This window comes from Bariatricus sp. HCP28S3_D3 (assembly GCF_052065755.1).
Taxonomy (GTDB): Bacteria; Bacillota; Clostridia; order Lachnospirales; family Lachnospiraceae; genus Allocoprococcus.
The window spans coordinates 1-23933 of the sequence record NZ_JBQHTK010000027.1 but is presented as its reverse complement, the minus strand read 5'-3'; the positions used below and the strand labels follow the sequence as shown (position 1 = coordinate 23933).

Below are 23933 nucleotides of genomic sequence, written 5' to 3'. Positions count from 1 at the left end.
TTTTTAACTTTAAATATCAGTAATAGTTACTGATATTAAGTTACCACAAATTATGAACATTGTCAATAGATATTGGAAAATTTAATCATCTTATCATAAATATTATTATGACTTGTGTGTGCAATCTCCGCAAATTCCATAAAAAATAATATCGTGTGAGTCTATACTGCCGTCAAAATTGCGGGATGCAAGTTCATTCAGATCTTCTATATTAATGCCCATGTCGATGAATTTTCCACATGATTTACAATAAAAATGGTAATGCGGTGAGGTATGGGCGTCAAAACGGACGGCCCCATCGGGGGTCGTGAGTTTGAGCACTTCACCCAAATCAGCCAGAAGATTCAAATTGCGGTATACAGTTCCAAGACTGATATTTGGAAATTCTTGTTTTACATACATATAAACAGAGTCGGCAGTCGGATGACAGTTAGTTGAACAAAGATATTCTTTGATGGCCTCACGTTGCCTGCTGTATTTTAAATTTGCCACATGAACTCTCCTTTCTTTGATAATGATAACAGTTATTAAAATTATAATATCCGAAAAAAGAAGTATTGTCAATAAAATTAAAATACACAAAATAAAAATGTATAAAATTGAATAAAGTTCTGAAGAATGTAAATACTGTTAAAAGATATTGTAACAATTTGTAATAATTATATGCTTATTTTTCGAAAAAAGTAGAAATGGAAAATTCTTTGACGAAGAGAAATTTGGCTATTTGGTTGACAAAAGCATATGTGATTGATATAATATCAGCGTAACATATGTAACAATTCTGTAATATTTACAAAAGATAAGAATACATAAAGGAGGGAGATTTATGCATTCAAATCTTAGAAGAGGATTGTTCCTGGTTACATTGCTGGGAGCAGCATTCCCGGTAATGCCGGTGATGGCAGAGGACGTGGAGCAAATATCGTCCGGAAATATGCCGGGAGTTGGAATTGAAGCGGTGCTGAATGATTGCTATTCACAAAATAAAGAAATCAAAGTGGAAGATTATCTGGTGCCGTCAAATAAGGGTGAGTATTTAGATATGGCGTTTGCCGATGTCACTACCTTCTTATATATAAGGAGTCAGCCAACGAAAGAGAGCGAGTATGTCGGAAAGCTTTATCCGGGATATGCAGCGAAGATTATAGGGCCGGTCGGAGAGTGGACTGCGGTAGAATCCGGTGAGGTGACCGGGTATGTAAAGACCGAGTATATTACGATCGGACAGGAATCGGAGGAGCTTGCAGAAGAACTGGTGGAAAAAGCAGAAAGTGAAGGAAGGAAAGATCCATTTACTTATGCGGAATCCAGAGAGCAGGAAGAGGCAAGGCTGCAGGCTGAGGAAGAGGCGAAAGCAGAAGAAGAAGCAAGAGAGCGTGCTGCGGCGGAAGCAGCGGCTAAAGAGAAAGAATCAGACGGACAGGCAGTCGTCGCATATGCCTGTCAGTTCATAGGAAATCCCTATGTGTGGGGAGGCACAAGTCTGACGAACGGGGCGGATTGTTCAGGATTTGTTCAATCTGTATTTGCACATTTTGGAATTACCTTACCGAGAACTTCATACGAACAGCGAAGTGCGGGAGTCGGTGTAAGTTATGAGGAGGCAATATCCGGAGATGTGATTTGTTATGATGGGCACGTGGGAATCTATATAGGAAATGGTCAAATTGTAAATGCAATGAATCCGGCGCAGGGAATTGGAATCTCACCAGCCACTTATACGACCATACTGGCAGTCAGAAGAGTATTATAGACGAAGGTGTTTTAAAACAGTGTGAAAAGTCAGACAGAAAAATCCGGAATAAAAATTTCGGATTTTTTTTGTTTCAAATTTTGTGTCGAAATGTATGGGGAATTTGTATAAAGAAAGAAAATGATGTAAAAGTTATCCCAAATGAGTTATCCAAGTTATCCACGCTCAAAAGGCCAAAAAACGTGGAAAAAACGTAATGAAAGAAGAGTTATCCACGTTATCCACACAAAAACATATGTTTTTGGTGGACAACTTTGAATAAAAAACAGAACGGATGTTTTGGGTATAATTAATAAAAATCACATTTTGTCGAAAGAAATTGAAAAAATGATTGACTTTTAAGTAGTCAAAAAGAAGTGAAAATTGACTGCTCAATTTATCTGAATTGTATATATTTCGTACTCATATGTGCAAAACAGAAATAGGACATTATTATTGATAATTGAAATAATCGGTAGTATAATAAAAAATATCTGAGTGTAAAGACAGATCAAATCGAAGGAGGAATTTCTCATGAAAGAAGTAAATAAGAATATGACAATTGGTGAGCTGTTGAATGTTGCACCGGAGACAGCCCCGATTCTGATGGAAGTTGGAATGCATTGTCTTGGATGCCCGGGAGCTCAGGCTGAGACATTGGAAGAGGCAGCTATGGTTCATGGATTAGACGGAGATCTTCTCGTTGAAAAGATCAATGCTTTTCTGGCAGCAAATGCATAAGATGAGATAATAAAAGGGACACGGCGATTTGCTGTGTCCTTTTATTACTATAATATGGTATCTTATAAATTTCCAAGTGTCTGTACGGCATTCTGTGACGCAATAATCTCGCAGTGTTCTTCGAGAAATGCGAGGGAAGCTCCGGTTCCCGGTTCAGATGAACCATATTCGGAAAGCATATTGCAGATCCGGTTAAAGTCAACAGTATTATGTGCAGCTTGTGTAAGAGCCAAAATGTATAGATCATTTCGCTCATCTTTATATAAAGTGCTGGAACCTTCGTACATCTCGATGAGCAGATTGGATGCCTGAATAACGCCGTCGAGTGTGGCAAATGAGAAAAAGCGGATTGTGGGAACTTTTTCTTCAGGTTCTTTGGCTGCAGTAGTTTCAGTGGTATCTTTTGGTGCAACCGGCACATCTTCGGGAAGATCACTCATAGCATCTGTTACGTGGCGGAGCAGATCGAGAAATTCGTCTGCGCCTTCCAGTTTCTTCAGACGGTCGAGCATGGAATTCTTCTTCTTGTCAGGAGCTTCTCCAAGCGGGAGCGGTGAGAATTTGGAAAAACGGGTGTCCAGTTCTTCAGGATCTTCGACTTTGGTGATAATAAGCACGATAGAATCAGAAGAAGCAGGGATGGCTTCGATCATCAAAGGTATATTCTCAGCTTCAAAACCAAATTCATGTGCGGCTTGCTGCATCATGTCATGAAAAAGTGATTTTGCTTTCTCGGTGCCGTATGCCAGTTCGCTGAGCTTCAGTTCGCGCTCTGCCAGGTCGGCATGGGTCAACGTGCAGCGTATCTGGTTATCATTAATTTTCTCTATCTTCATGTTGTCATCACTTCCTATCACAATTAAAAGTTATAGTAAATCACTATTAGTATAAACAAAAATCGAAAAGATGTAAACAAAATTAAAAAAATACTTGAAATAAAATAAATGTTTTTTTATAATGGGGCTACAAGGAAATGAAAAATCATTATCTTAAAAATCTATTTCAAATTGACGGTACATTTTAATCCGTGATTTAGCGCATTTCGCACACAAGCGTCTAAAACCATGTAAGTCGTATCAGACAATTTATCAATCAAGACCTGAAAACAATATAGAGGAAAGCAATATCCGGCTGAAAGTGTTTCCTTGTCGTCGGAAAAAGCAGAAAAATAGTATATCACAAAAAACTTATGGTCGCTTTTTGCCGTAAAAAGATGCCGGGAAGATAGGGGGATTCATGGAAAACAATGATACAAATTATCAGGAACTGTTTACAGAATTGACAAAATATGAGCGATCCGGGATACGGATGCAGATTGACGGACTTCCGGCGAGCCCGCTGCAGATTGTATCTGCTCATATGGTCAGGGAAGACAGCAACTATATGCGTGATTATATCGTGGATGAAAATGGTATGGTACAGGAGCTTGATTTCTATAAAGTAAAAATAAAATGATGTTTTGGGGATTTTGAGAGCGTAAAACGCGGAAAAACCCGTAAGAATTATAAAATAATTATAAAAAAACACTGCAGAGCAGACCCCTCGGCTAAGTTTTTGAAATAGTTAATGAAATTTATACAAAAGAATAGAAATTATGATATAATTAGCACATACATGTGAGTTATATCATAGCCTTCTCAGGCTATGCCAATAAGCCATTACCAGGAGGTGCAGTGTGGACGAAAGACAGACAAGAAGCACAAGGTCAGGACGGGAGATTCCTTCTGATGCGGATATAAGATATAAGAAGTCAGGTACGACAGGCAGAAGAACTACACCGAAAGGTTCTGCTTCGGGGAATGCGGCGCGAAACCAGAGGAGGACAAACTCTGACAGAAGGCCGGCAGAACAGGCAGTACGAACACAGAGAAAAGTGAATCAAAGTGCAGCACAGGTGAGAAGAACAGCGGAACGTACAGAGGCAGAAAGCCGCAGAAGAAGTCAGGAGATGGCAAGAACCTCGAGTGGGAAGAATGCCAGAAGAAGGAGAAAAAAAAGAAAGAAGAGAATCAGCCCGATCCTTATCATTTTACTTTTATGTATTTTGGCAGCAGGACTTGTGGGCGGTGCCCTGATTTGGAATAAATATGGGCCGACCAAAGAAAAATATGATCTGAATGAGTATTTTGGCATTGAGTCCGAAGAACAAGTCGGAATTACTATTAATAATGAAGTAATCGAAGCCGGAGCAATGAGAGTAGACGGTCATCTTTATCTGTCCTATGAAGTGGTCAGAGATTATCTGAATGATCGCTTTTACTGGGATCCAAACGAAAATATTCTTTTGTATACCCTGCCTCGTGAAATGGTACGGGCAAGTGTAGGAAGTAAAGATTATACAATTTCAAAAGAAACGAAAAGTGAAGACTATGTCATTTTAAAAACGAACGGAAGCACAGCATATATTGCGGCTGATTTTGTGCAGCAATACACAAATATGGATTATCAGGTCTATGAGAATCCGGACAGAGTAATGATTGTCAATGAATTTGGTGAGACAACGACTGCTGTTCTTAAACGGGACACACGTATTCGTCTGAAAGGCGGGGCAAAGAGCCCGATTTTGACAGAGGTCAAAAAAGGTGACAAAGTGACCGTGATCGATCAGGTAGAGGGATGGAAAAAAGTGCGGACAGAAGATGGGATTATTGGTTATCTCAGAGCTTCTATGTTGCGTAAGGAAGCCACCGAGATTACATCCCGTGAGTTTACGGAGGAAGAGTTTACCAGCATTACTTCCGATAAGACGATCAACCTTGCATGGCATCAGGTGGCGAGTACTACAGCGAACAGTACAGTTCTTGAGACGATTGCAAATACGAAAGGACTTACTACATTGTCTCCAACCTGGTTTTCGGTTGCGGACAATAATGGAAATCTGAATTCCATTGCAAGTCAGGAATATGTTAATTATGCACATCAGTCAGGAATTGATGTGTGGGCGTTGGTAGATAATTTCGGTGATAATATTGATCAGATGGAGCTGCTCAGTCATACTTCAGCCAGAGAAAATCTGGAGAATCAGCTGATATCAGAAGCACTGAAAACCGGTATTGACGGAATCAATGTGGATTTTGAAAAGATACCGAAGGAAGTGGGCGAACATTATATTCAGTTTATCAGAGAATTATCTGTAAAATGCCGAATCAATAATCTGGTACTGTCTGTGGACAATTATGTCCCGAAAGGATACAATGAGCATTATCACAGAAAAGAACAGGGAATTGTTGCAGATTATGTGATCATTATGGGATATGATGAGCACTTCAGTGGCTCTTATGAAGCTGGTTCGGTGGCTTCTTATGAATATGTTAAAGAAGGAATCGAAGAAGCACTTAAAGATATTCCGGCTGAAAAACTTATCAATGCAGTTCCGTTCTATACGAGACTTTGGAAAGAAGTTCCGAAGACGGAAGAAGAACTTGCAGAGCAGGAGGGCACAGAAGCTGCTAATTACCCCATGAAAGTGACCAGTGAGGCGATGGGAATGAAGGCAGCTGCCGCAAAAGTCAGCGAAGCAGGTGTGACTGCAGTATGGGATGATACTGTAAAGCAGAATTATGCAGAGTGGACAGGAGCGGATGGTGCGACCTATAAGATCTGGCTGGAGGATGCACAGTCTCTGGAAGCAAAGCTGGAACTGATGAAGGCAAATAAACTGGCAGGAACAGCTGCATGGAAGATCGGATTCGAGACATCTGATATCTGGGAATTGATCTTAAAGTATGTGAACTAAATCAGCGTGTTACGAAAGCCCCTTTTCGCATATATTGTAGAGATATGTGCGGGAGGGGTTTTTTATGCGTCAAAATAAGTTAACCGGAAAATTACCGACAAAATATCAGATCCTGATAAAAATAAAATGGATTATTGTACTCTTGCTGCTGTCTGCTGTTATTTATGGGAGCTATACCTTAAATCAGTATGTTTCGGGAAATCAAGTAAAAGGAGAAGAGAAAACAGAGGTCATACTGGATGCCGGGCACGGAGGGGATGATCCGGGAAAAGTCGGGGTTAATGAAGTATTGGAAAAGGATGTGAATCTTCAGATTACGATGAAGGTAAAAGAATGTCTGGAGAAGGAAGGTGTGACGGTAAAACTTACGAGGGAAATGGATGAGGGGTTGGAGACAGAAGGAGCAAAAAACAAAAAGGTTGAAGACATGAAGGCGCGGGTTCGGATGATCAATGAAATAAAGCCGGAACTCGTAGTTAGTATCCATCAGAACAGTTACCAGACTGAGGATGTAAAAGGAGCCCAGGTTTTTTATTACATCCATTCGCAAAAAGGGGAGGAAATGGCCAAAATTCTTCAAGAGGCTGTTAGAACAGTGGATCCGGAAAATCATCGTCAGGTTAAGGCGAATGAATCCTATTATTTATTGAAGCGGACGGAGGTTCCGACTGTGATCGTGGAGTGCGGGTTTCTGAGCAACTGGGAAGAGGCCGAGAAGCTGTCCAAAGAGGAATATCAACAGGAGATGGCGGAAGCGATAAGCAGTGGGATACTGGAGTGTCTTGGTAAAAATTAGTATGTCTGCTATGGGCTGTATTTGCATATTTAATTTGCCATGATATTCAGATAATGGTATAATAATTTTCATGGAAACGATAATAAAAAAGATAGATAGAAACAATATAGATCAAGAGAGTATTGAGCAGGCCGGAAGTATTTTGAAACAAGGCGGACTGGTTGCATTTCCGACGGAGACGGTTTACGGACTGGGGGCGAATGCGTTAGATGAAGAGGCGGCGAAAAAGACATACGCTGCAAAAGGACGTCCATCGGATAATCCACTGATTGTTCATATTGCGAGGCTGGAAGATTTAAAAGAAATCGTGACGGAGATTCCGGAGATCGTACAGGATATTGCAGATCATTTCTGGCCGGGCCCGCTGACGATGATTTTTCATAAAAATGACAAGGTTCCGCTTGGAACGACGGGAGGTCTGGATACAGTCGCAGTGCGGATGCCGGACGATGAGATTGCGAGGAAACTGATTCTGGCCGGAGGCGGATATATTTCCGCGCCGAGCGCGAATACGTCAGGAAGGCCGAGTCCTACGACGGCTCAGCATGTGGCGGATGATCTCTCCGGAAAGATTGAGATGATACTGGATGGAGGAAGTGTGGACATCGGGGTGGAATCAACGATTCTGGATCTTACTGTAAATCCGCCGATGATCCTGAGACCGGGAGCAATCACGAAAGAGATGCTAGAGGAAGTGGCAGGAGAGATTTCGGTCGACGAGACGCTGATTTCTGAGAATAGTACCAAAGCACCGAAGGCACCGGGGATGAAATACCGACATTATGCGCCGAAAGCGGATCTGATCATTGTGGAAGGAGAGCCGGATGAGTCGATCAAGGCAATCAAACAGATTGCGTATGAGCAGGTTCGTCTGGGGTATAAAGTCGGAATTATAGCGACGAATGAATCTATTGACCAATATACCACAGGAATGATCAAGAGCATCGGTTCTCGGGAAAATGAAAAGACGGTGGCGCGTAATCTCTACAAAGTGCTAAGAGAGTTTGACGAGGAAGAGGTCTCTTATATTTACAGTGAGGCATTTCCGGAGGCCGGAATCGGAACAGCGGTGATGAACCGTCTGGGAAAGGCGGCAGGGCATCATGTGCTGCAGGCATCGGATATTACACGTTTACAGAAGTACCGGCGGATCGTGTTTGTGAGCAACAGCGATAACTGCCGGGCGCCGATTGCTGCGGCACTTCTTAGGAGGCAGCCGCTTTTGCAGGAATATCAGATCCTTTCGAGAGGGATGATCGTTTTGTTCCCGGAGCCGTTGAATCCGCGGGCGGAAGAGCTGCTCAAAGCGCATGATATTGTGCTGGAAAGATTTGAGACCAGTGCGCTGGACGAAAAGATTCTCGGCGAGGACACGCTGGTTCTTACCATGCAGGAGAGTCAGAAGCAGAAGATCCTGAGTGAATATCCGGATGCGGGAGATGTCTATACTCTGGGGGAATATGTGGGAAATATGCAGGAGATCGCATCTGTTTACGGGCAGACCGAGGAGCAGTATGAAGAGATGTATAAATTGATACAGGAAAATGTTGTAAAACTTGCGGAGCGATTAAATAAGGAGGCAAAGAACAAATGTCAAACGTATACGTAATGGATCACCCGCTGATCCAGCATAAGATCAGCCATATTCGTCAGAAGGAACTCGGGTCGAAGGATTTCCGGGCCATGGTAAGTGAGATTGCCATGCTGATGTGTTATGAGGCGACGAGGGATCTGAAGCTGAAAGAAGTTGAAATTGAGACGCCGATCTGCAAGACGACCGGGAAGTGTCTGGCGGGGAAGAAGCTGGCAGTGGTTCCGATCTTAAGAGCTGGACTTGGCATGGTAGAAGGGATGCTGACGATGATCCCGGCTGCGAAGGTAGGCCATATCGGGCTTTATAGGGATCCGGAGACGCTGGAACCGGTAGAATATTATTGTAAGCTGCCGGCCGATTGCGAAGAACGAGAGACGTTTGTTGTGGATCCGATGCTTGCGACGGGAGGATCCAGCTCTGCGGCGATCCGGATGCTGAAAGAAAAAGGGGTAAAGAATATCCGCTTTATGTGCATCATCGCAGCGCCGGAAGGAATTGAGAGAATGCAGAAAGATCACCCGGATGTGGATCTTTATGTGGGAGCGCTGGATGAGTGCCTGAATGATCACGGATATATTGTACCGGGACTTGGGGATGCAGGAGACCGTATTTTTGGTACGAAGTAGGTGAGAAAAATGAGTGGAAAGAGAAATGATTATATTTCCTGGGATGAGTATTTCATGGGAGTTGCCATGTTATCAGGGAGAAGATCCAAGGATCCGAATACTCAGGTTGGATGTTGTATCGTAAGTGCGGATAATAAGATTCTTTCAATGGGGTATAACGGACTGCCGCGGGGATGCTCGGACGATGAGTTCCCGTGGGAGAGAGACGGGGATCCGCTGGAAACAAAGTATGTATATACGGTACACAGTGAATTGAATGCGATCCTGAATTACAGCGGAGGAAGTCTGGAAGGGGCAAAATTATATGTGTCGCTGTTCCCATGCAATGAATGTGCCAAGGCTATCATACAGAGCGGAATAAAAGAAGTTATTTATGACTGCGATAAGTATGCGGATACTTCTTCTGTGATGGCATCTAAGAGGATGTTTGACAGTGCGGGGGTGCGGTATCATCAATATCACAGGACCGGGCGAAAGATTGAAATTGAATTGTAAATGGATATTTCAGAAAGACATAACACTTTGAAGTATGTGTTGTGTCTTTTTTTTCGTGTTTTTCTGGAAGTTCAGGTAATAAAACAATGGGAGATGGTATATATTCAATTGAGGGACAGATTCTGTTTGAAGTGGAAATGCCCTGGCTCGAGTCGGGAGTGAGGAGATAAAAGAATGGAAAAAAGAAAATCATCAATTTTGATTCGTTTTATTTTAAGGGCGATTTTGGGACTGGTAGTTATTTTTGGAGTCAATCAATTTCTGGACTATAGAAATATTCCGGTTTCTGTAGGGATAAATCTAATTTCGTTTTTGACATCCGGAACCCTTGGAATTCCTGGGGTTTGTCTGCTGTATGGCATTATGTTTTATCAAATTATGTAAGTGTTGTACAAAAGCATTTTAATTTTCCGAAATTACTGGACAAGAAAAGTGGGCGGGGATATAATACACCTCACAAGAGAGTTACAACAATCAAAAAATCATTTTATGCAGTGTCTGTCTTGCAGGCACTCGCATCAAAGGAATGCAGAGGCATTCCTCAACATGCCATTTCGGCGTAAGTTTCAAAGTTATTTTTTAATAAAAGATGCTGGTATCAGTATCGGAAAGGAGCGTAATCAGGAATCAGTAGAGAAATAGTAATCTGTGATTCAGAGGAAGCATATGTGAAAAGGCTTGCCGAAGCACTGCTTTTGAAGCGGGAGGTGACAGCAGGAGTGCGGATCTGCTCATCTCTTGATATGTTGGAAAATCTGCTGGAAATAGGAGAAGTTCAGGCGCTTTTGATCAGCGATGAGATTCCATATGAATTGAGAAAGCGGGTATTTGGCGGCAGAAGAATTGTGCTTACAAGAACAAAGTGTGCGGATCTGGGGGAAGAGGAGCAGGAGCTCAGGAAATACCAGTCTGTGGACAAGCTGACCGCAGAGATCATGCAGGCTTTTCAGAAGATGGACATTCCGGCGGGATATTACGGAAAAGGCCGTGTTCTGGGAGTGTATTCGCCGGTTCACCGGGTCGGTAAGACAACATTTGCACTGAAGCTTGGCAAAGTACTTGCTGAACAGGAGAATGTACTGTATCTGAATCTGGAGGCATATGCAGGGATCGGGGGATATTTTCAGGATGGTGATGTTCAGAACCTTTCTCATCTACTGTATTATGCAAAACAGGAAAAGGATGATATCGGTGTAAGGATTGCATCCATGATTCGACAGATGGGAAATCTGGACTATATACCACCGATGAAGGTGTGGACCGATCTGAGAGAAGTGAGTATCCGGGAGTGGGAGGTTCTTCTTCAAAAACTGACCGGAGAGAGTATTTACGATACGGTGATCCTGGATCTGGGAAACGCCGTAGGAGATATTTTTGAGATTTTAAAACTGTGTGACTGGATTTTGTTTCCGTTTGCAAATGATGTCTATGCCAGGACAAAGATGGAGCAGTACAGCTATATTTTGAAGGCGCTTTGTCTTCAGGAGCTGGAAATGCATACGATTTATGTGGATATGGACAAAACGATGCGGCAGGCCGTGAAAGAGGCGGCCGGTGAATTGGAAATAAAGTCCGGAAAGGGGCACATGTATGTTAAGAGCAGAACAACTTCATGAAAAGGTCCTCTCCAGAATGGATTTTATGAGGGAACCGTCAGATGAAGAACTGCTTGAGATCATCCATAGTGTTTTGGAAGAAAGTTCAAAAAAACAATTCATTCCGCTCAAAGAAAAGGCGGCGCTTGGGAAGGAACTTTTTAATGCGTTCCGTAAGCTGGATATTCTGCAGGAACTGATCGAGGATGAGTCGATTACAGAGATCATGATCAATGGAACAGAGAATATTTTTATTGAGCGGGAAGGACAGATCTTCCTGTCCGATAAGAAATTTCTGTCCAGAGGTAAGCTGGAAGATGTGGTCCAGCAGATGGTGGCGGAATGCAACCGGATTGTCAATGAAGCATCCCCGATTGTGGATGCCAGGCTTAATGACGGCTCGCGAGTCAATGTCGTGTTGCCGCCTGCCGCTATCAATGGGCCGATTGTGACGATCCGAAAGTTCCCAAAACACAGAATTACGATGGAGCAGCTTCTGGAGTATGAATCCATCAGTGAGGAAGCGGCAGAATTTCTGGTTCGTCTGGTGAGAGCAGGATATAACATTTTTATCAGCGGCGGAACCGGTTCCGGGAAAACGACATTTTTGAATGTGTTGTCGGATTATATTCCCGAGACGGAACGAATCATTACGATTGAGGATAATGCAGAGCTGCAGATCACGGAACTTCCCAATCTTGTGCGGTTGGAAGCACGAAACGCAAATGTGGAAGGAACCGGGGAGATTAGTATCCGTGATCTGATTCGAACGGCGCTCAGAATGAGGCCGGACAGAATTATCGTAGGTGAAGTCCGGGGAAAGGAAGCGGCTGATATGCTCCAGGCCTTTAACACGGGCCATGACGGTTCTCTGAGCACCGGGCATGCGAACAGTCCGAAAGATATGCTTTCCAGGCTGGAAATGATGACCCTTATGGGAATGGATATCCCGCTTTCTGCAGTGCAAAGGCAGATCGCTGCAGGAATTGATATTATGGTGCATCTAGGCAGATTGCGGGACAGAAGCAGAAAAGTATTGGAAATTGTGGAGGTACTTGGATATGAGAAAGACGAGATCCGATTGCAGTCCCTGTTTTCGTTTAGGGAAACGGGAGAGAAGAACGGAAAAATCCAGGGAGAGTGGGTGAAAAATGCCGATTTGCTGCGGCGGGAAAAGCTTTTGGCAGCAGGGTATTAGCAGACAGGAATACCTGCTGGCGGCGGCAAAAAGTGTGTCCGTAGTCGCGGCGACGGCGTATCTTTTTTATTCCGAATGGTGGGCGGTAATTCTCTTGTTTCCGCTTGGAGTTCTTTATTTTAAACGAAATGAGGAACAGCTGGAAAAGAAAAAAAGACAGGAATTTGAACGCCAGTTTCAGGATGCTCTGCAGTCCCTGGGTGCACAGATGAATATCGGATATTCTATGGAAAATGCAATCAAGGAAGTGCAGAAGGATCTGCAGGTAATGTATAAGAATGACACTGTGATCGTGCGTGAATTTTCATACATGGTCAGTCAGCTGAACCTGAATGTGAATGTGGAGCTGGTCTGGGAGGAATTCGCAAAGAGAGTGAATATTCCGGAGGCAGACAGCTTTGTGACGATATTTGCACAGGCAAAGCGAAGCGGCGGTGACAGCATTGCCATAATTAAAAATGCAGTCAGGCAAATCGTGGAGAAGGCAGAGGTGAACCGCGAGATCGCAACGGTGATCGCGGAAAAGAAGTTGGAATTTCAGGTAATGTCGGTCATTCCTTTTGGGATCATTGGATATATGAGAATCAGTTTTCCCGAATTCATGGATATTCTTTACGGAAATATCCGGGGAGTCCTCTTTATGAGCGGATGCCTTCTTGCATATCTGGCCGCATGGAGACTGGGAAACAGAATTGTGGAGATAGAGGTGTGATATGTGGGTATGCATAGCAGTGTATTTTATCCTTGGCATGGTATGCATTGTACTGCGCTATAGGAAGCTGCTTATCCATTATGATAAAAAATTGTGGAAAACGATTTTTTATGTGATGTTTTGCGCGGCGACGATTGCTCTGTTAACAGAAATCAGTGGTCAGGGCGTGATGCAGAATTTCGGCAAGGTCAGGATCAATCGGGAAGATTATGGCGGGAATTCGGTAAATCATCAGCTTCAGATGCAAATCGAAGGTGAGAAATCTGAAAATGTAGAGATACAGGTTTCTCCCAGAATGTACAGCGAGGAGGAAGTCCAGTCTTTGTTCCGGCAGGCTATGAATAAGCTGGATCAAGTAATACTGGGTGAAAATGAAACGGCGGATCATGTGGTCAAGCCACTATGTTTCCCGCAGGAGCTGGAGGGATACCCGTTTGCTATTTCCTGGGAACCGGGGCGTTATGACGTGATGGATATGAACGGAAGGATCAATCAGGATGCGGTGCTGGAAGAAGATCCGGAAGGCGAAGGAGTCCTTGTAAAGATTACGGGGATCCTGCGTTACGGAACTGAGGAAGCTGCTTATAATACACAGGTTCTTGTATTTGCAGATGTGGAAGAGACAAAAACGATACGGAACCAGGTGCTGAATGCAGCAAGACAGGCAGAAGAAGTATCGCGGGAAGAGAAATCTTTTGTACTTCCTGAACAGGTAAATGGCAGGACAGTCCGATGGAGATTCAGGAAAGAATCAAAGGTCATGCCGGTATTGATGCTTGGAGCAGTTATCTGCGTATTTCTGGTAGTGCAGGAAAGACAGAAGAAAGAAAAGCTGCGAAAAGACAGAAAAGAACAGATGCTGTTCGACTATCCCGAGATCGTGAGCCAGTTTACGATGCTGATGGGAGCAGGAATGACGGCAAAGAATGTCTGGAAGAAAATAACGGCAGATTACTGTGGACAGAAAGAAAGAGGAGGCCGGGTGCGGGATGCATATGAAGAGATGGTCATCACACTTCAGGAAATGCAGAGCGGCATACCGGAGGCAGAATGTTATGAGCGGTTTGCCGCAAGATGCGGTCTGGTTCCGTATATGAAAATGGGAGCGCTTCTTTCCCAGAATCTGAGAAAGGGCGCAAAAGGGACTTCGGATATGCTGAAAATGGAAGCGATTCAAGCCATGGAAGACAGAAAAAGCAGAGCAAGGCGTCTTGGAGAAGAAGCAGGTGTCAAGCTGTTGCTTCCGATGCTTCTGATGTTGGTAATCGTTCTTGTGATCGTCGTTGTTCCGGCCTTTCTTTCTATCGATCTGTAGGCTGGGAAGGAAAGACGAGGGAGGTGAAAGGATGAAGCGAGTGAAAAATATGATCAGATCAGTCTGGATCCGGGCACAGTGTGTGATGCACGATAACCGGGGAATTTCGGTGATTGAACTGATTTTGGTTTTGGTGGTCATTATTGGACTGGTGTTAATTTTTAAATCACAGTTAACCAGTCTGGTGGAAACAATTTTTGAAAAAATTACGAGTGAAAGTGCAGGAATTTAGCAGTAATTAAACGGTTCTTATTCTGAAAATGGGCGGTATAGAAAATGAAAAAAATGGTGAAAGGGGAGCTGACAGCTTTTCTTAGTCTTGTATTTATCCTTCTGGTCTCACTGGTGGGAGCTGTCCTTGAAAGCGCATCCATTCAGGTGATGAAAAATGAAAGAAGGGCAGATGCCACCAGAGCGATGGAATCTGTATTTGCAGAATATCAAAGAGATTTTCTGGATCGATATGAGATATTTGCACTGGATGAGAGCTATGAATCGGAACAGGTATCAGAGTCTGCTATTTTAAACCGAATGTCCTATTATGGGGCAGAAAATATGGACAAAGAGATCGATGCGATTCGTTATCTGACGGATGAAAACGGGAAGGCATTTTATGACCAGGCGGTTCAGTATGAAAAAGAAAAGACGGGGGCAGCGGCGGTAGAGGAGATGGCCGGGAAATCTTCTGTGTGGAAAGAACAGGAGAGCCAGGCAGAGCAATACGAAAAAGAGGATACAGAGACGAGTTTTGAATTAGAGCGTATGCTTGAGGAGGAAAGCCAGAAGCTGCCGCAGGAAGGAAATCCGCTTCCGGTCGTTTCGAATATAAAGGCAGGTGGAATATTGAATTTTGTCCTGCCGGATGGATTTGAGGTTTCGGATAAGACAGTGGATCTGTCATCGTTTGTATCACATCGTGAACTGCAAAGCGGTTATGGAAGCTTTCGGGAGAAGGTTCAGGGAACCGGTGACACCATTTTTTTCAATCTATACCTTATGGATCATTTTAATCACGCAGTTAAAAAAGAAAAAGAAAGTGTGCTTCAATATGAGTTGGAGTATCTTCTTGCAGGAAAGTCAAGTGACAGGGAGAATCTGGAGGCGGTTGTAAAGAAACTCTGCAGTATCAGGTTCGCCGTCAATTATGCTTATCTTCTGACAGATGTGGAAAAGCAGGCAGAGGTGCAGGCTGCATCCGTGGCAATGTGTGCGCTCCTTGCAGTTCCGGGCATAACTGAGGTTGTAAAGCAGGCACTTCTCCTTGCATGGGCGTATGGAGAAGGAATCGTTGATGTGAAAACTCTTCTAACCGGGAAAAGAGTCCCTTTAGTAAAGTCGTACGAGACGTGGCAACTTTCGTGGGAGAACCTTCTGCATCTGGGGGAAGATCAGTCGGTTTTGGAAGGCAGGGATGCAGAGGGCGGATATTCTTATGAAAAGTATCTGCAGGTGCTGCTTATGCTGGAAAAAAAGGAAAAACTGACAATGCGGGCATTGGATCTGGAAGAACTGAATCTCAGAGAAATTGCAGGAAAAACATGGTTTCGCGCAGACTCATGCGTGGTGGCGTTAAGAGCCAATATGGACTGTGGACTGCGCAGATCGATCCACTACAGATTTGCGGCAGAATATCAGTACAAATAGAGGGAAAATAAAAGGAGGTGGATACAGATGTCTTTTCCGTTCCTCGATTTTTTGGTCTGTATAATTGCAAACATATATGATACACGTCGATACAACAATTCTTTCAGGAAGGAGGAAGGATTTGGTTTCTCGCGAAAAGGCGCAGCTCTCTTGACGGAAAAGGCATCTGTATCTGCCTCGCGAAAAGCGCGGATCATGGAAGGCAGCATCACTGTGGAAGCTGTCGTGTGTATTCCGCTGTTTTTATATGCATCTATTTGTCTGATTTGGCTGTTGGAGCTTCGTTCCATACAGCTTGCCGTGAGGGAAGGGATGCAGGGAGCCGGAAAAGAGCTGGCACAGGAATGCTATGAGCTGCCGCTTCTTATTCCGGCAAGAGTGGAATCAAAGATCGTCAGTTTGATCGGGGAGGAGCGGCTTGACCGAAGCTGTATTGTGGAAGGGAGCGAAGGCCTGGAATGTGAAAAATCTTACATCTGGCCGGGAAGCGCGATCATCGAATTAAAGACAAGCTATCAGGTAAAGCTTCCGTTTCCGCAGTTTTTGATTCCGCCGATCCGGTATCAGGAGTCTATGAGAATCAAAGGGTGGACCGGGTATGTGAAACAATCCTTTGGTCAGACGGGACAGCAGGAAATTGTGTATATTACGGAAACAGGAATCGTTTATCACAGGGATTATCACTGCACATATCTGGAACCGTCTGTACGTCTGGTGTCGCTTGAAGAGATCGAGCCACTGAGAAATCAGAGTTCCGGAAAATATTATCCCTGTGAACTGTGCGGAAGGTTCTGTAAGGGGAATGCTTATATCACGGATTATGGGAATCGGTATCACAGTACTTTGGACTGCAGCGGTGTGAAACGAAAAATTTATGCAGTCCCGATCCGTGAAGTTAAGGGAAAGGGAGCGTGTTCAAAATGTGGAAAATAGAAGAAATGGCTGTTCTGGCATTTCTGGGAGCGGGGGCCGTATATGATTTCAGGAATAGAAAAATCCCGGCAGGTTATCTGATGTTTGGAACAGTAGGAATTGTTTTTTATCTGGCATTCGAGGGTCAGATGGAGTGGTATCTGTGGCTTCCGGGACTGGCGACCGGACTGCTCTTCCTTCTTTGTTCCAAGATCACCGAAGAAGGGATTGGATATGGGGATAGCTGGATGATCCTGAATCTGGGACTTTTTCTCGGAATCTGGCGGCTTCTGATATCGCTCGGCATTGCATTTTCGGCGGCAGCAGCGGCGGCGGGAGTCGGTCTGGCGCTGAAAAAATGGAATCGTAAGACGAGAATACCCTTCTATCCCTTTCTGGTAGTCGGTTATGTGGGGGCATTGTTATGGTGAAAAGAGGAACAGAAGGAATAAAAAAGAAGTCCGGGCGGACTGTGCGTGCCTCGACCGTGGTGGAAATGGCGTATCTGATGCCGCTTGTGCTTATGGTGTGGATGCTCGTGATTTTCGGGTTGTTTTACTATCATGATAAAACAATCTTAATGGGAGCGGCATATGAAACGGTAATTGTGGGAAGTGAGATCTTATATGGGATGGAAGAGTTCCCGCAGGAAGAAATGGAGAATTATTTTCGTGAGAGAATACGGGGAAAACTGATGTTTTACGGGCAGGTGTCCGTGAATGTATATGAGGAACAGCAGAGGATCATTGCAAAGGCCAGTGCGAGTGGGAAAGGGATGGAACTTCAGGCATCCGGAAGTGCTGTCATTACGGAGCCTGAGAAGCAGATCCGCAGGCTGAAAGCCGGAAAGAAGAAGTTGGAGGGTGCGCTGCAATGAAGACGGAATATGAACGGAATCTGCATCATGCATGGATGATTCTGGAGTTTGATGAGATCTATGAAGAAGATTACCAGATGAGGATGCTGGCAGAGAACCATCTTAACTGTCTGCTGGATGTAAAGGGACAGGGAATGGACCGGATAAGCAGGTACCAGTATGAGGTGGGCGGAAAGACATCGATGGCTGCGATGGGAGAACGTCAGAAATGGAATTTTTCGCGGATGAAGGAATTCATGCAGCAATTTGTGGAAGCAGTGCGCGAGGTGAATAATTATCTCCTTGATGTGAATTGTCTGAACCTGGATCCGGAATATATCTATTACCAGAACGGACGATATTTTTTCTGCTATTGTCCCGCATTCAAGGGAAATATATGGGAGGCATTTCATGTACTGACAGAATATTTCGTCAGAGAGACAGATTATGAAGATAAAGAGGCAATCTATCTTGCATGCGAGCTTCATAAAGCTTCTATGGAAGATAACTATAATATAGAACAAATACTGGAGAGGATTCTGGAAAGGAAAGAGCAGAGAATGGAAGACGTGAAGAAAAATCTGAAATACGGTAATGCAGCATATGAACTTAAAGAGGATCAAATCCTGGATGATTGGGCCGGTGAACAGGAGCTGAAGGGAAATGTGATGAAAGACAGAGAAACAGTATGGGGATTTGTGACGAGAAAAATCAGGAAAAGAAATCACAGAAATTGGGAAAATCGGGAGGTGCAGGAAGAAAATGAAGCGGAAAATTATCGGAATTATTGAGTAAAGTACTTCCGCCGGGAATCATTTCCAGCGGAAGTGAATGTAAAATATTGGTAACAAAACACTTGTAAATCATACTCTCATTCCATATAATAAAAAATAAGGTTATGAAATGGGCAATAATACAGTAAAACGACTGCCCTTCTGAACTTCTGAATCTACAGATATGGTTCCGCCGTGAGCTTCGATGGTACGTTTGGCGATTGCAAGTCCGAGACCGGTTCCGCCGGTTTTATGGGTTACGAAAGCATCAAATATCTCGTCAAGCTGTTCTTCGGGAATACCGCAGCCATCATCTGAGATAATGATTTTCAGAAAATGGTCATCTGTATCGGCCTCCAGCCGGATGGTCCCGTGAGCAGACACCGCATCACCGGCGTTGCGAAGAAGATTGAGAAAGACTTCCTGAAGCTTTACCTTATCTCCCTGGATGACCGGAAGTTCAGGAGAGATTCGGGAAGTAAATTCAATGTCTGTTTCGGCGCAGGAAGCGGCAAAGGACAGACAAAGATGACTGAAAAAATCGAAGGCAGAAAAAGAAGAACGGTTGATACGTTCTCCGTTGTTATAGGCAGAAAGCTCCTGCAGCAGAGAAATCATAAATTCAATATCTTCCCGCATGTCATTCCAGTGACGGAAATCCCGTGTCTCAGGATGCTGGGACTCGATCAACTGTAATGTACTGTAGATGAGTGTGAGAGGATTACGGATCTCGTGGCTGATCTTGCTGATCGTATATTGCTGGTCATCCAGAAGCTTTTGGATCAATGCCCTGTTTTCAGGTTTTGCGTTCATCAGTTGTTGTAATTGCTCATAATCATGATTTGTTAATGACATTATCATACCGCCTTTCCAAACATAGTGTAGCATTGGCGGTATAGATATTCAAATATATTTTAAAGAAAGAGGTAAGAAATATGAGAGATGAGAACTGTATTTTCTGTAAAATTGCAAACGGAGAGATTCCTTCAGCTACGTTGTATGAAGATGATGATTTCAGAGTCATTCTGGACCTTGGACCGGCAACAAAGGGACATGCCCTGATCCTTCCGAAAGAACATTATGCGAATCTGTATGAGATTGACGATGAACTTGCAGCAAAAGCATTCAAACTGGCGAAAAAGATGGTCATCAAGATGACAGAAGTGCTTGGATGTGACGGATATAATGTTGTACAGAATAATGGCGAGGCAGCAGGACAGACAGTTTTCCATTTCCATATGCATCTGATCCCGCGGTATAAGGATGATGATGCACGCTTCGGATGGAAGACAGGACAGCTCACGGATGAAGTCAGAGACGAAATTCTTGCAAAATTAAAATAAGGAAATCGGAACTGAGTAAACATGAGTGAGATACAGAGGGGTGTAAGTGTGGACACTCAAGATAAAGATACACGTAAATTTGAGGAAATTTACATTAAGTACAAAGAAGTTGTGTACAAAACCGCGCTGCGTTACTCTGATTACAATAGAGAGATTTCTCAGGAGATGACACAAGAAGTATTTGTGAAATTGTGTGATTATCCGAATCTGCTCCAAGAAGAATATATTGGTGCATGGTTGGTGACAAGTGTAAAAAATGCGACGATCAATTGCATAAAGAAGGGAAAATACGAGATCCTGAGTGAAGATGGGGGTTTCATTGCAGAAACAGAGAATAGTACGCAGAAAAGTCCGGAGGATGCGTTCTTGGAAGAGTTCACACGGGATCAGAGAAACAAGAAGGCAAAGAGGATTCTTGATGATCTGTACGAGATCAATGAACGCTGGTATGATGCTGTGACAAAATCTTATTGTCTGAACATGCCACAGAAAGAAGTGGCCGAAGAGATGGGAGTCAGTATCGAAGTGCTTCACAGTGTTTTGTACAGAGCCAGAGAATGGGTAAAGAAAAGATATAAGTCCGATGAGGATTAAGAAAACGGAGAATGGCAACAAAAAACAGGTGCCGTTCCGGCACCTGTTTAACATGCATATTTCATATTTATCTGGATGCTGCTTCCTCGATCAGACCGATGATGGTCTCGATCGGGCTTTGCTGTGAGGACTGATTCATTGCTTCCACAAAAGTTTCGCGGGAGTCGTAAAGCTTATGAACAGCCGAAAGGAGACGTTCGTCAGTCAGCTCTTCTTCTTCCAGGACCATGCTGAATTTCTGGCGTTCGAAAGAGCGGGCATTGAGAATCTGGTCTCCGCGGCTCGCACTTGCAGAAAGCGGAATCAGCAGATTCGGTTTGCGAAGGGCAAGAAGCTCGCAGATCGCATTGGCTCCTGCGCGGGAGATTACAATATCTGCCAGAGCGAAGAGATCTCTCAGTTCATCCTGAATATATTCGAACTGAGCATAACCTTGCAGGCCTTTCAGGGATTCATCCAGTTTGCCCTTGCCACAAAGGTGGATGATCTGGAACTCTTCCAACAGCTGCGGAAGGATTTTGCGGACAGCCTGATTGACTGCGGCGGCGCCGAGGCTTCCTCCGACGATGAGGATGACCGGCTTTTCTTCCTGGAAACCACAGAATTTGCGGGCTTTTTCCTTATCACCGGTCATAAGCTCCTGACGGATCGGAGAACCGGTAAGGACTGCTTTATCTTCAGGCAGAGCCTTCAGAGTTTCAGGAAAATTGCAGCAGACTTTGGTCGCGGATGGAATCGAGATTTTGTTCGCAAGACCCGGAGTCATATCGGATTCATGAATGATGACCGGAACGTGGTTGCGTTTTCCGGCGATCACAACCGGGACACTGACGAATCCACCTTTTGAGAAAATAACATCCGGTTTTAAATCTTTTATAATTTTATTCGCTTCGCTAAATCCCTTCAGAACACGGAAAGGGTCTGTAAAGTTCTGAAGGCTGAAATAACGGCGGAGCTTTCCGGAAGAAATACCATGGTATGGAAGGTCCTGCTTTTCGATCAGGCTTTTCTCTATACCATTATATGAACCAATGTAATGTATATCGTATTGAAGTTCCTTTAAACGCGGTAACAGCGCAATATTTGGTGTAACATGCCCGGCAGTACCACCGCCGGTTAAAATAATACGTTTCATAGATAGTCCTCCCACTTTATCATATTATGCGGGGGTTAAAGTCATGCATTTTCGTACCAATATGAATGACATAACTTGTTGACCCTGATACCATATAATTTTAGCAGATAAAGGAAAAAGGTCAAGAAAAAGGGAAAAGAAATCATAAAGAATGATTACAGCCGGGGAATAAAAATATGGCTGTGACAAAGAATGAGGTTGCTGAAATGAAGAATGAACAAGAAAAATTGGAAGATTTTTTGAAATCAGAACTGATGAAAGAGGGAGATGAAATTCTGGCAGAAATAGAAGCAGATGAATCCCTGAAAGATATTTCACTTCCCGAGGAGATGGATGAGGGATTATGGAAGAAAATCCAAAAGAAGCAGGCTGAAAAGGCTGCTTATGAGGCGTTGTCGGAAAAAGATAAAGAAGCACTGCGTCTGGGGCGGGAAATGATGATGCTGAATGGCGATGATGTTGGTATGGGTGAAGGGGAAGATGAGAAGAATGCGGTTGGAGAACGTTATGCGGAAAGCGCGGTAGAGAATGACGGTGCTAAGGTTGTGAAGTACTCGAGAAAGAGGAAGAAGAGAGTTTATCTCTTGGTTGCGGCTGTGGCGGTGTTGGCGCTGGCGGCTGGGATGACAAGTATTGGTGGAGCACCGTTTGTTACTGGAGTAATGAACAAAATTGTTGGTGAAAGAGAAGTGCTCCAGGTGGATAGCGAAAGAGAAGGGGAAGATGATAGACTTAGTACGGAGAGCGAGGAAGAGAAGGCGTGGCAGGCGGTTAAAGATAGGCTAGAAATTGAACCAGTTAGATTAGGTTACAAACCTGTAAAAATGAATTTTGTTGATTATGAGATAGATGAAGCAGTTGGAGAAGCATGTTTTATATATGATTATGAAGGTGTGGCTATCGAATATCAAATGTGGGCTAATTACAGAAATAAATCAGTGGGATATGATATAGAGGATAAATTGGTAAAGAAAGAAGTGTTAATCGTATCTGATGTAGAGATAGAAATAAGCTGTTACCAAGTTGAGGAAAATCAAGCGCAAGAGTACGTTGCTCGATTTAATAATGCAAATGTAAACTATGTTTTAAATAGTTGTATTAAAGAAGCGGAATTTGTTGACATAATAAAAAATTTAATTTTTTAGAAAAATTGCGTAAGTTTTTCAGAGTTCGATTGTTTATATAGTAAAGAGAAAAAACAGGAGGCAGGAATGAAGAAACTTAAAGCGATTTTATTAATGGTAACAATGATTATTGGTTTAACATGTACGTCAAAGATAGATGTTAAAGCGACAGAAGAAGTAGAGTGTGTAGATGGATCATATTTGACAGATGATGATTATTCTGAAGGAGAAGATGTAAAAATTACTAGAGGGGTGTATTTAAAGAGTGGAACTTCAACAATATCGGAAGTTGGAACAGGAAAAATAGCGGCGGGAGGCAGAACTGTTGGACAAACGACAGTATCTGAGATTGCTGTTTATGTTTCAGTAGAAAAATTGGTAAATGGAAGTTGGCAAACATATACAACTTGGTCTGCGAAGAAAAGCAATGCGGTTTTAGTAAGTACAAGTAAAACATTATCCGTTCCAATAGGTTATTATTATCGAGTTTATTCTACGCACAAAGCAAATTCGGATATAAGTGGTTCTTTCACCAACGGAATCCACATTTAACCGTTACCCATAAAAGCCGTTCCCCTTCCCGCTCACTCATTCAGCGGATTCCTTATAACTACTGCGTAATGTTCTCTTACCCAGGGACAACTACAAAATACTATAAAATAAAAAAATATTATGTAAAGTGCCCGCCGACTAAATGAACTCAAATGGGCAATTGGATATAGGCAGTAGTTATAAGAAATCCGCTGAGAGCGGGAAGTTACAAAAACCTTACATTAATACTGGATACAGTCAAAACAAGAAAAATCAGAGAGCTTCTTCTGACTATTACATTTAATATTGCAAGAGACGGTGAAAAAAATACCTTACATTATGTGACCGTTTTTTGATTTATATTTTATGTACTAAGACTTCCCATACCCAAAATGGGCTTCGTACCTTGAAAACTCAATATTTCAGCTAACAAAATAGCGATTTATGCTTTAGCTGCCCACGAATCAAGTGCATTTTGCAG

General features: G+C 43.3%; 27 protein-coding genes. 23 read left to right on the top strand and 4 right to left on the bottom strand.

Annotated elements, in window-relative coordinates:
• Positions 1-105: 105 nt before the first annotated feature.
• Complete coding sequence (locus ACTNB3_RS13895) at positions 106-492, bottom strand: Fur family transcriptional regulator (protein ID WP_427808383.1); 387 nt, start codon at positions 490-492, stop codon at positions 106-108.
• A 334-nt stretch (positions 493-826) separates the two neighbouring features.
• Here ACTNB3_RS13895 and ACTNB3_RS13890 point away from each other — a divergent pair, with 334 nt between their 5' ends.
• Together ACTNB3_RS13890 and ACTNB3_RS13885 are read left to right on the top strand one after the other, a co-directional pair.
• Positions 827-1753, top strand: a complete 927-nt coding sequence (locus tag ACTNB3_RS13890) for a C40 family peptidase (RefSeq protein WP_441026339.1) — start codon at positions 827-829, stop codon at positions 1751-1753.
• A gap of 513 nt (positions 1754-2266) precedes the next feature.
• Positions 2267-2473, top strand: coding sequence for a DUF1858 domain-containing protein (locus ACTNB3_RS13885; protein WP_427808387.1), 207 nt, complete (start codon positions 2267-2269; stop codon positions 2471-2473).
• Positions 2474-2535: 62 nt separating this feature from the next.
• On the opposite strand, the gene ACTNB3_RS13880 is transcribed toward ACTNB3_RS13885, so the two are convergent.
• A complete protein-coding gene (locus tag ACTNB3_RS13880; protein ID WP_427808389.1) occupies positions 2536-3309 on the bottom strand; it encodes an adaptor protein MecA in 774 nt (257 codons plus the stop codon).
• Positions 3310-3709: 400 nt separating this feature from the next.
• Here ACTNB3_RS13880 and ACTNB3_RS13875 point away from each other — a divergent pair, with 400 nt between their 5' ends.
• The 17 genes from ACTNB3_RS13875 to ACTNB3_RS13795 all read left to right on the top strand — a co-directional run bounded on the left by ACTNB3_RS13875 (position 3710) and on the right by ACTNB3_RS13795 (position 18743).
• Positions 3710-3928 carry a hypothetical protein gene (locus ACTNB3_RS13875; protein ID WP_427808391.1) on the top strand — a complete coding sequence of 73 codons (219 nt, stop codon included), beginning with the start codon at positions 3710-3712 and terminating at the stop codon, positions 3926-3928.
• Between the two features lie 493 nt (positions 3929-4421).
• Positions 4422-6209: a glycosyl hydrolase family 18 protein gene (locus tag ACTNB3_RS13870; RefSeq protein WP_427808432.1), complete on the top strand. Its 1788-nt coding sequence runs from the start codon at positions 4422-4424 to the stop codon at positions 6207-6209.
• 64 nt (positions 6210-6273) lie between these two features.
• Positions 6274-7005, top strand: coding sequence for an N-acetylmuramoyl-L-alanine amidase (locus ACTNB3_RS13865; RefSeq protein WP_427808392.1), 732 nt, complete (start codon positions 6274-6276; stop codon positions 7003-7005).
• Between the two features lie 70 nt (positions 7006-7075).
• Positions 7076-8614 carry an L-threonylcarbamoyladenylate synthase gene (locus tag ACTNB3_RS13860; RefSeq protein ID WP_427819441.1) on the top strand — a complete coding sequence of 513 codons (1539 nt, stop codon included), beginning with the start codon at positions 7076-7078 and terminating at the stop codon, positions 8612-8614.
• Positions 8596-9225 carry a uracil phosphoribosyltransferase gene (upp, locus tag ACTNB3_RS13855; protein ID WP_427808396.1) on the top strand — a complete coding sequence of 210 codons (630 nt, stop codon included), beginning with the start codon at positions 8596-8598 and terminating at the stop codon, positions 9223-9225. The genes ACTNB3_RS13860 and upp overlap by 19 nt, the downstream gene beginning before the upstream one ends.
• Before the next feature lie 9 nt (positions 9226-9234).
• Positions 9235-9720, top strand: coding sequence for a deoxycytidylate deaminase (locus ACTNB3_RS13850; protein WP_427808398.1), 486 nt, complete (start codon positions 9235-9237; stop codon positions 9718-9720).
• 174 nt (positions 9721-9894) lie between these two features.
• Positions 9895-10104 (top strand): pro-sigmaK processing inhibitor BofA family protein, encoded by a 210-nt coding sequence (locus ACTNB3_RS13845; RefSeq protein ID WP_427808400.1) that lies wholly within the window; start codon positions 9895-9897, stop codon positions 10102-10104.
• A 284-nt stretch (positions 10105-10388) separates the two neighbouring features.
• Entirely contained in the window at positions 10389-11336 is a 948-nt protein-coding gene (locus ACTNB3_RS13840) for a hypothetical protein (RefSeq protein ID WP_441026336.1), read from the top strand.
• The gene (locus ACTNB3_RS13835) at positions 11311-12513 is read left to right on the top strand and encodes a CpaF family protein (protein ID WP_427808404.1); all 1203 of its coding nucleotides are present in this window, start codon (positions 11311-11313) and stop codon (positions 12511-12513) included. Before ACTNB3_RS13840 ends, ACTNB3_RS13835 begins: the two co-directional genes overlap by 26 nt.
• Positions 12467-13225: a type II secretion system F family protein gene (locus tag ACTNB3_RS13830; RefSeq protein ID WP_427819451.1), complete on the top strand. Its 759-nt coding sequence runs from the start codon at positions 12467-12469 to the stop codon at positions 13223-13225. Before ACTNB3_RS13835 ends, ACTNB3_RS13830 begins: the two co-directional genes overlap by 47 nt.
• A 1-nt stretch (position 13226) precedes the next feature.
• The gene (locus tag ACTNB3_RS13825; RefSeq protein WP_441026334.1) at positions 13227-14540 is read left to right on the top strand and encodes a hypothetical protein; all 1314 of its coding nucleotides are present in this window, start codon (positions 13227-13229) and stop codon (positions 14538-14540) included.
• A 49-nt stretch (positions 14541-14589) separates the two neighbouring features.
• On the top strand, positions 14590-14772 hold the full coding sequence (locus ACTNB3_RS13820) for a Flp1 family type IVb pilin (RefSeq protein ID WP_427808434.1): 183 nt from the start codon (positions 14590-14592) through the stop codon (positions 14770-14772).
• A 44-nt stretch (positions 14773-14816) separates the two neighbouring features.
• Entirely contained in the window at positions 14817-16184 is a 1368-nt protein-coding gene (locus ACTNB3_RS13815; RefSeq protein WP_441026332.1) for a DUF5702 domain-containing protein, read from the top strand.
• 27 nt (positions 16185-16211) lie between these two features.
• Positions 16212-17117, top strand: coding sequence for a pilus assembly protein (locus ACTNB3_RS13810; RefSeq protein ID WP_441026330.1), 906 nt, complete (start codon positions 16212-16214; stop codon positions 17115-17117).
• A complete protein-coding gene (locus ACTNB3_RS13805) occupies positions 17105-17527 on the top strand; it encodes a prepilin peptidase (protein ID WP_427808414.1) in 423 nt (140 codons plus the stop codon). Before ACTNB3_RS13810 ends, ACTNB3_RS13805 begins: the two co-directional genes overlap by 13 nt.
• Positions 17521-17973, top strand: a complete 453-nt coding sequence (locus tag ACTNB3_RS13800; RefSeq protein WP_427808416.1) for a TadE family protein — start codon at positions 17521-17523, stop codon at positions 17971-17973. The genes ACTNB3_RS13805 and ACTNB3_RS13800 overlap by 7 nt, the downstream gene beginning before the upstream one ends.
• Positions 17970-18743, top strand: a complete 774-nt coding sequence (locus tag ACTNB3_RS13795) for a DUF6382 domain-containing protein (RefSeq protein WP_441026328.1) — start codon at positions 17970-17972, stop codon at positions 18741-18743. Before ACTNB3_RS13800 ends, ACTNB3_RS13795 begins: the two co-directional genes overlap by 4 nt.
• 105 nt (positions 18744-18848) lie before the next feature.
• On the opposite strand, the gene ACTNB3_RS13790 is transcribed toward ACTNB3_RS13795, so the two are convergent.
• Positions 18849-19580, bottom strand: a complete 732-nt coding sequence (locus tag ACTNB3_RS13790; protein WP_427808420.1) for a sensor histidine kinase — start codon at positions 19578-19580, stop codon at positions 18849-18851.
• An 80-nt stretch (positions 19581-19660) separates the two neighbouring features.
• Here ACTNB3_RS13790 and ACTNB3_RS13785 point away from each other — a divergent pair, with 80 nt between their 5' ends.
• Together ACTNB3_RS13785 and ACTNB3_RS13780 are read left to right on the top strand one after the other, a co-directional pair.
• Positions 19661-20068: an HIT family protein gene (locus tag ACTNB3_RS13785; protein WP_427808422.1), complete on the top strand. Its 408-nt coding sequence runs from the start codon at positions 19661-19663 to the stop codon at positions 20066-20068.
• Positions 20069-20089: 21 nt separating this feature from the next.
• The gene (locus ACTNB3_RS13780) at positions 20090-20662 is read left to right on the top strand and encodes an RNA polymerase sigma factor (protein ID WP_441026326.1); all 573 of its coding nucleotides are present in this window, start codon (positions 20090-20092) and stop codon (positions 20660-20662) included.
• 67 nt (positions 20663-20729) lie between these two features.
• On the opposite strand, the gene ACTNB3_RS13775 is transcribed toward ACTNB3_RS13780, so the two are convergent.
• Positions 20730-21797 carry an undecaprenyldiphospho-muramoylpentapeptide beta-N-acetylglucosaminyltransferase gene (locus ACTNB3_RS13775; protein ID WP_441026324.1) on the bottom strand — a complete coding sequence of 356 codons (1068 nt, stop codon included), beginning with the start codon at positions 21795-21797 and terminating at the stop codon, positions 20730-20732.
• 176 nt (positions 21798-21973) lie between these two features.
• Between ACTNB3_RS13775 and ACTNB3_RS13770 the strand changes: the two genes are divergently transcribed.
• Together ACTNB3_RS13770 and ACTNB3_RS13765 are read left to right on the top strand one after the other, a co-directional pair.
• Complete coding sequence (locus tag ACTNB3_RS13770) at positions 21974-22942, top strand: DUF4367 domain-containing protein (protein ID WP_441026322.1); 969 nt, start codon at positions 21974-21976, stop codon at positions 22940-22942.
• A 66-nt stretch (positions 22943-23008) separates the two neighbouring features.
• A complete protein-coding gene (locus tag ACTNB3_RS13765; protein WP_427819464.1) occupies positions 23009-23473 on the top strand; it encodes a DUF6147 family protein in 465 nt (154 codons plus the stop codon).
• The last annotated feature ends 460 nt before the right edge of the window (positions 23474-23933 follow it).

Bases quoted from the DNA above. Each gene is read 5' to 3' on its own strand.
- ACTNB3_RS13890 (WP_441026339.1), top strand. From the start codon at position 827: ATGCATTCAAATCTTAGAAGAGGATTGTTCCTGGTTACATTGCTGGGA.
- ACTNB3_RS13885 (WP_427808387.1), top strand. From the start codon at position 2,267: ATGAAAGAAGTAAATAAGAATATGACAATTGGTGAGCTGTTGAATGTT.
- ACTNB3_RS13880 (WP_427808389.1), bottom strand. From the start codon at position 3,309: ATGAAGATAGAGAAAATTAATGATAACCAGATACGCTGCACGTTGACC.
- ACTNB3_RS13875 (WP_427808391.1), top strand. From the start codon at position 3,710: ATGGAAAACAATGATACAAATTATCAGGAACTGTTTACAGAATTGACA.
- ACTNB3_RS13870 (WP_427808432.1), top strand. From the start codon at position 4,422: ATGGCAAGAACCTCGAGTGGGAAGAATGCCAGAAGAAGGAGAAAAAAA.
- ACTNB3_RS13865 (WP_427808392.1), top strand. From the start codon at position 6,274: ATGCGTCAAAATAAGTTAACCGGAAAATTACCGACAAAATATCAGATC.
- ACTNB3_RS13860 (WP_427819441.1), top strand. From the start codon at position 7,076: ATGGAAACGATAATAAAAAAGATAGATAGAAACAATATAGATCAAGAG.
- upp (WP_427808396.1), top strand. From the start codon at position 8,596: ATGTCAAACGTATACGTAATGGATCACCCGCTGATCCAGCATAAGATC.
- ACTNB3_RS13850 (WP_427808398.1), top strand. From the start codon at position 9,235: ATGAGTGGAAAGAGAAATGATTATATTTCCTGGGATGAGTATTTCATG.
- ACTNB3_RS13845 (WP_427808400.1), top strand. From the start codon at position 9,895: ATGGAAAAAAGAAAATCATCAATTTTGATTCGTTTTATTTTAAGGGCG.
- ACTNB3_RS13835 (WP_427808404.1), top strand. From the start codon at position 11,311: ATGTTAAGAGCAGAACAACTTCATGAAAAGGTCCTCTCCAGAATGGAT.
- ACTNB3_RS13830 (WP_427819451.1), top strand. From the start codon at position 12,467: ATGCCGATTTGCTGCGGCGGGAAAAGCTTTTGGCAGCAGGGTATTAGC.
- ACTNB3_RS13825 (WP_441026334.1), top strand. From the start codon at position 13,227: ATGTGGGTATGCATAGCAGTGTATTTTATCCTTGGCATGGTATGCATT.
- ACTNB3_RS13820 (WP_427808434.1), top strand. From the start codon at position 14,590: ATGATCAGATCAGTCTGGATCCGGGCACAGTGTGTGATGCACGATAAC.
- ACTNB3_RS13815 (WP_441026332.1), top strand. From the start codon at position 14,817: ATGAAAAAAATGGTGAAAGGGGAGCTGACAGCTTTTCTTAGTCTTGTA.
- ACTNB3_RS13810 (WP_441026330.1), top strand. From the start codon at position 16,212: ATGTCTTTTCCGTTCCTCGATTTTTTGGTCTGTATAATTGCAAACATA.
- ACTNB3_RS13805 (WP_427808414.1), top strand. From the start codon at position 17,105: ATGTGGAAAATAGAAGAAATGGCTGTTCTGGCATTTCTGGGAGCGGGG.
- ACTNB3_RS13800 (WP_427808416.1), top strand. From the start codon at position 17,521: ATGGTGAAAAGAGGAACAGAAGGAATAAAAAAGAAGTCCGGGCGGACT.
- ACTNB3_RS13795 (WP_441026328.1), top strand. From the start codon at position 17,970: ATGAAGACGGAATATGAACGGAATCTGCATCATGCATGGATGATTCTG.
- ACTNB3_RS13790 (WP_427808420.1), bottom strand. From the start codon at position 19,580: ATGTCATTAACAAATCATGATTATGAGCAATTACAACAACTGATGAAC.
- ACTNB3_RS13785 (WP_427808422.1), top strand. From the start codon at position 19,661: ATGAGAGATGAGAACTGTATTTTCTGTAAAATTGCAAACGGAGAGATT.
- ACTNB3_RS13780 (WP_441026326.1), top strand. From the start codon at position 20,090: ATGAGTGAGATACAGAGGGGTGTAAGTGTGGACACTCAAGATAAAGAT.
- ACTNB3_RS13775 (WP_441026324.1), bottom strand. From the start codon at position 21,797: ATGAAACGTATTATTTTAACCGGCGGTGGTACTGCCGGGCATGTTACA.
- ACTNB3_RS13770 (WP_441026322.1), top strand. From the start codon at position 21,974: ATGGCTGTGACAAAGAATGAGGTTGCTGAAATGAAGAATGAACAAGAA.
- ACTNB3_RS13765 (WP_427819464.1), top strand. From the start codon at position 23,009: ATGAAGAAACTTAAAGCGATTTTATTAATGGTAACAATGATTATTGGT.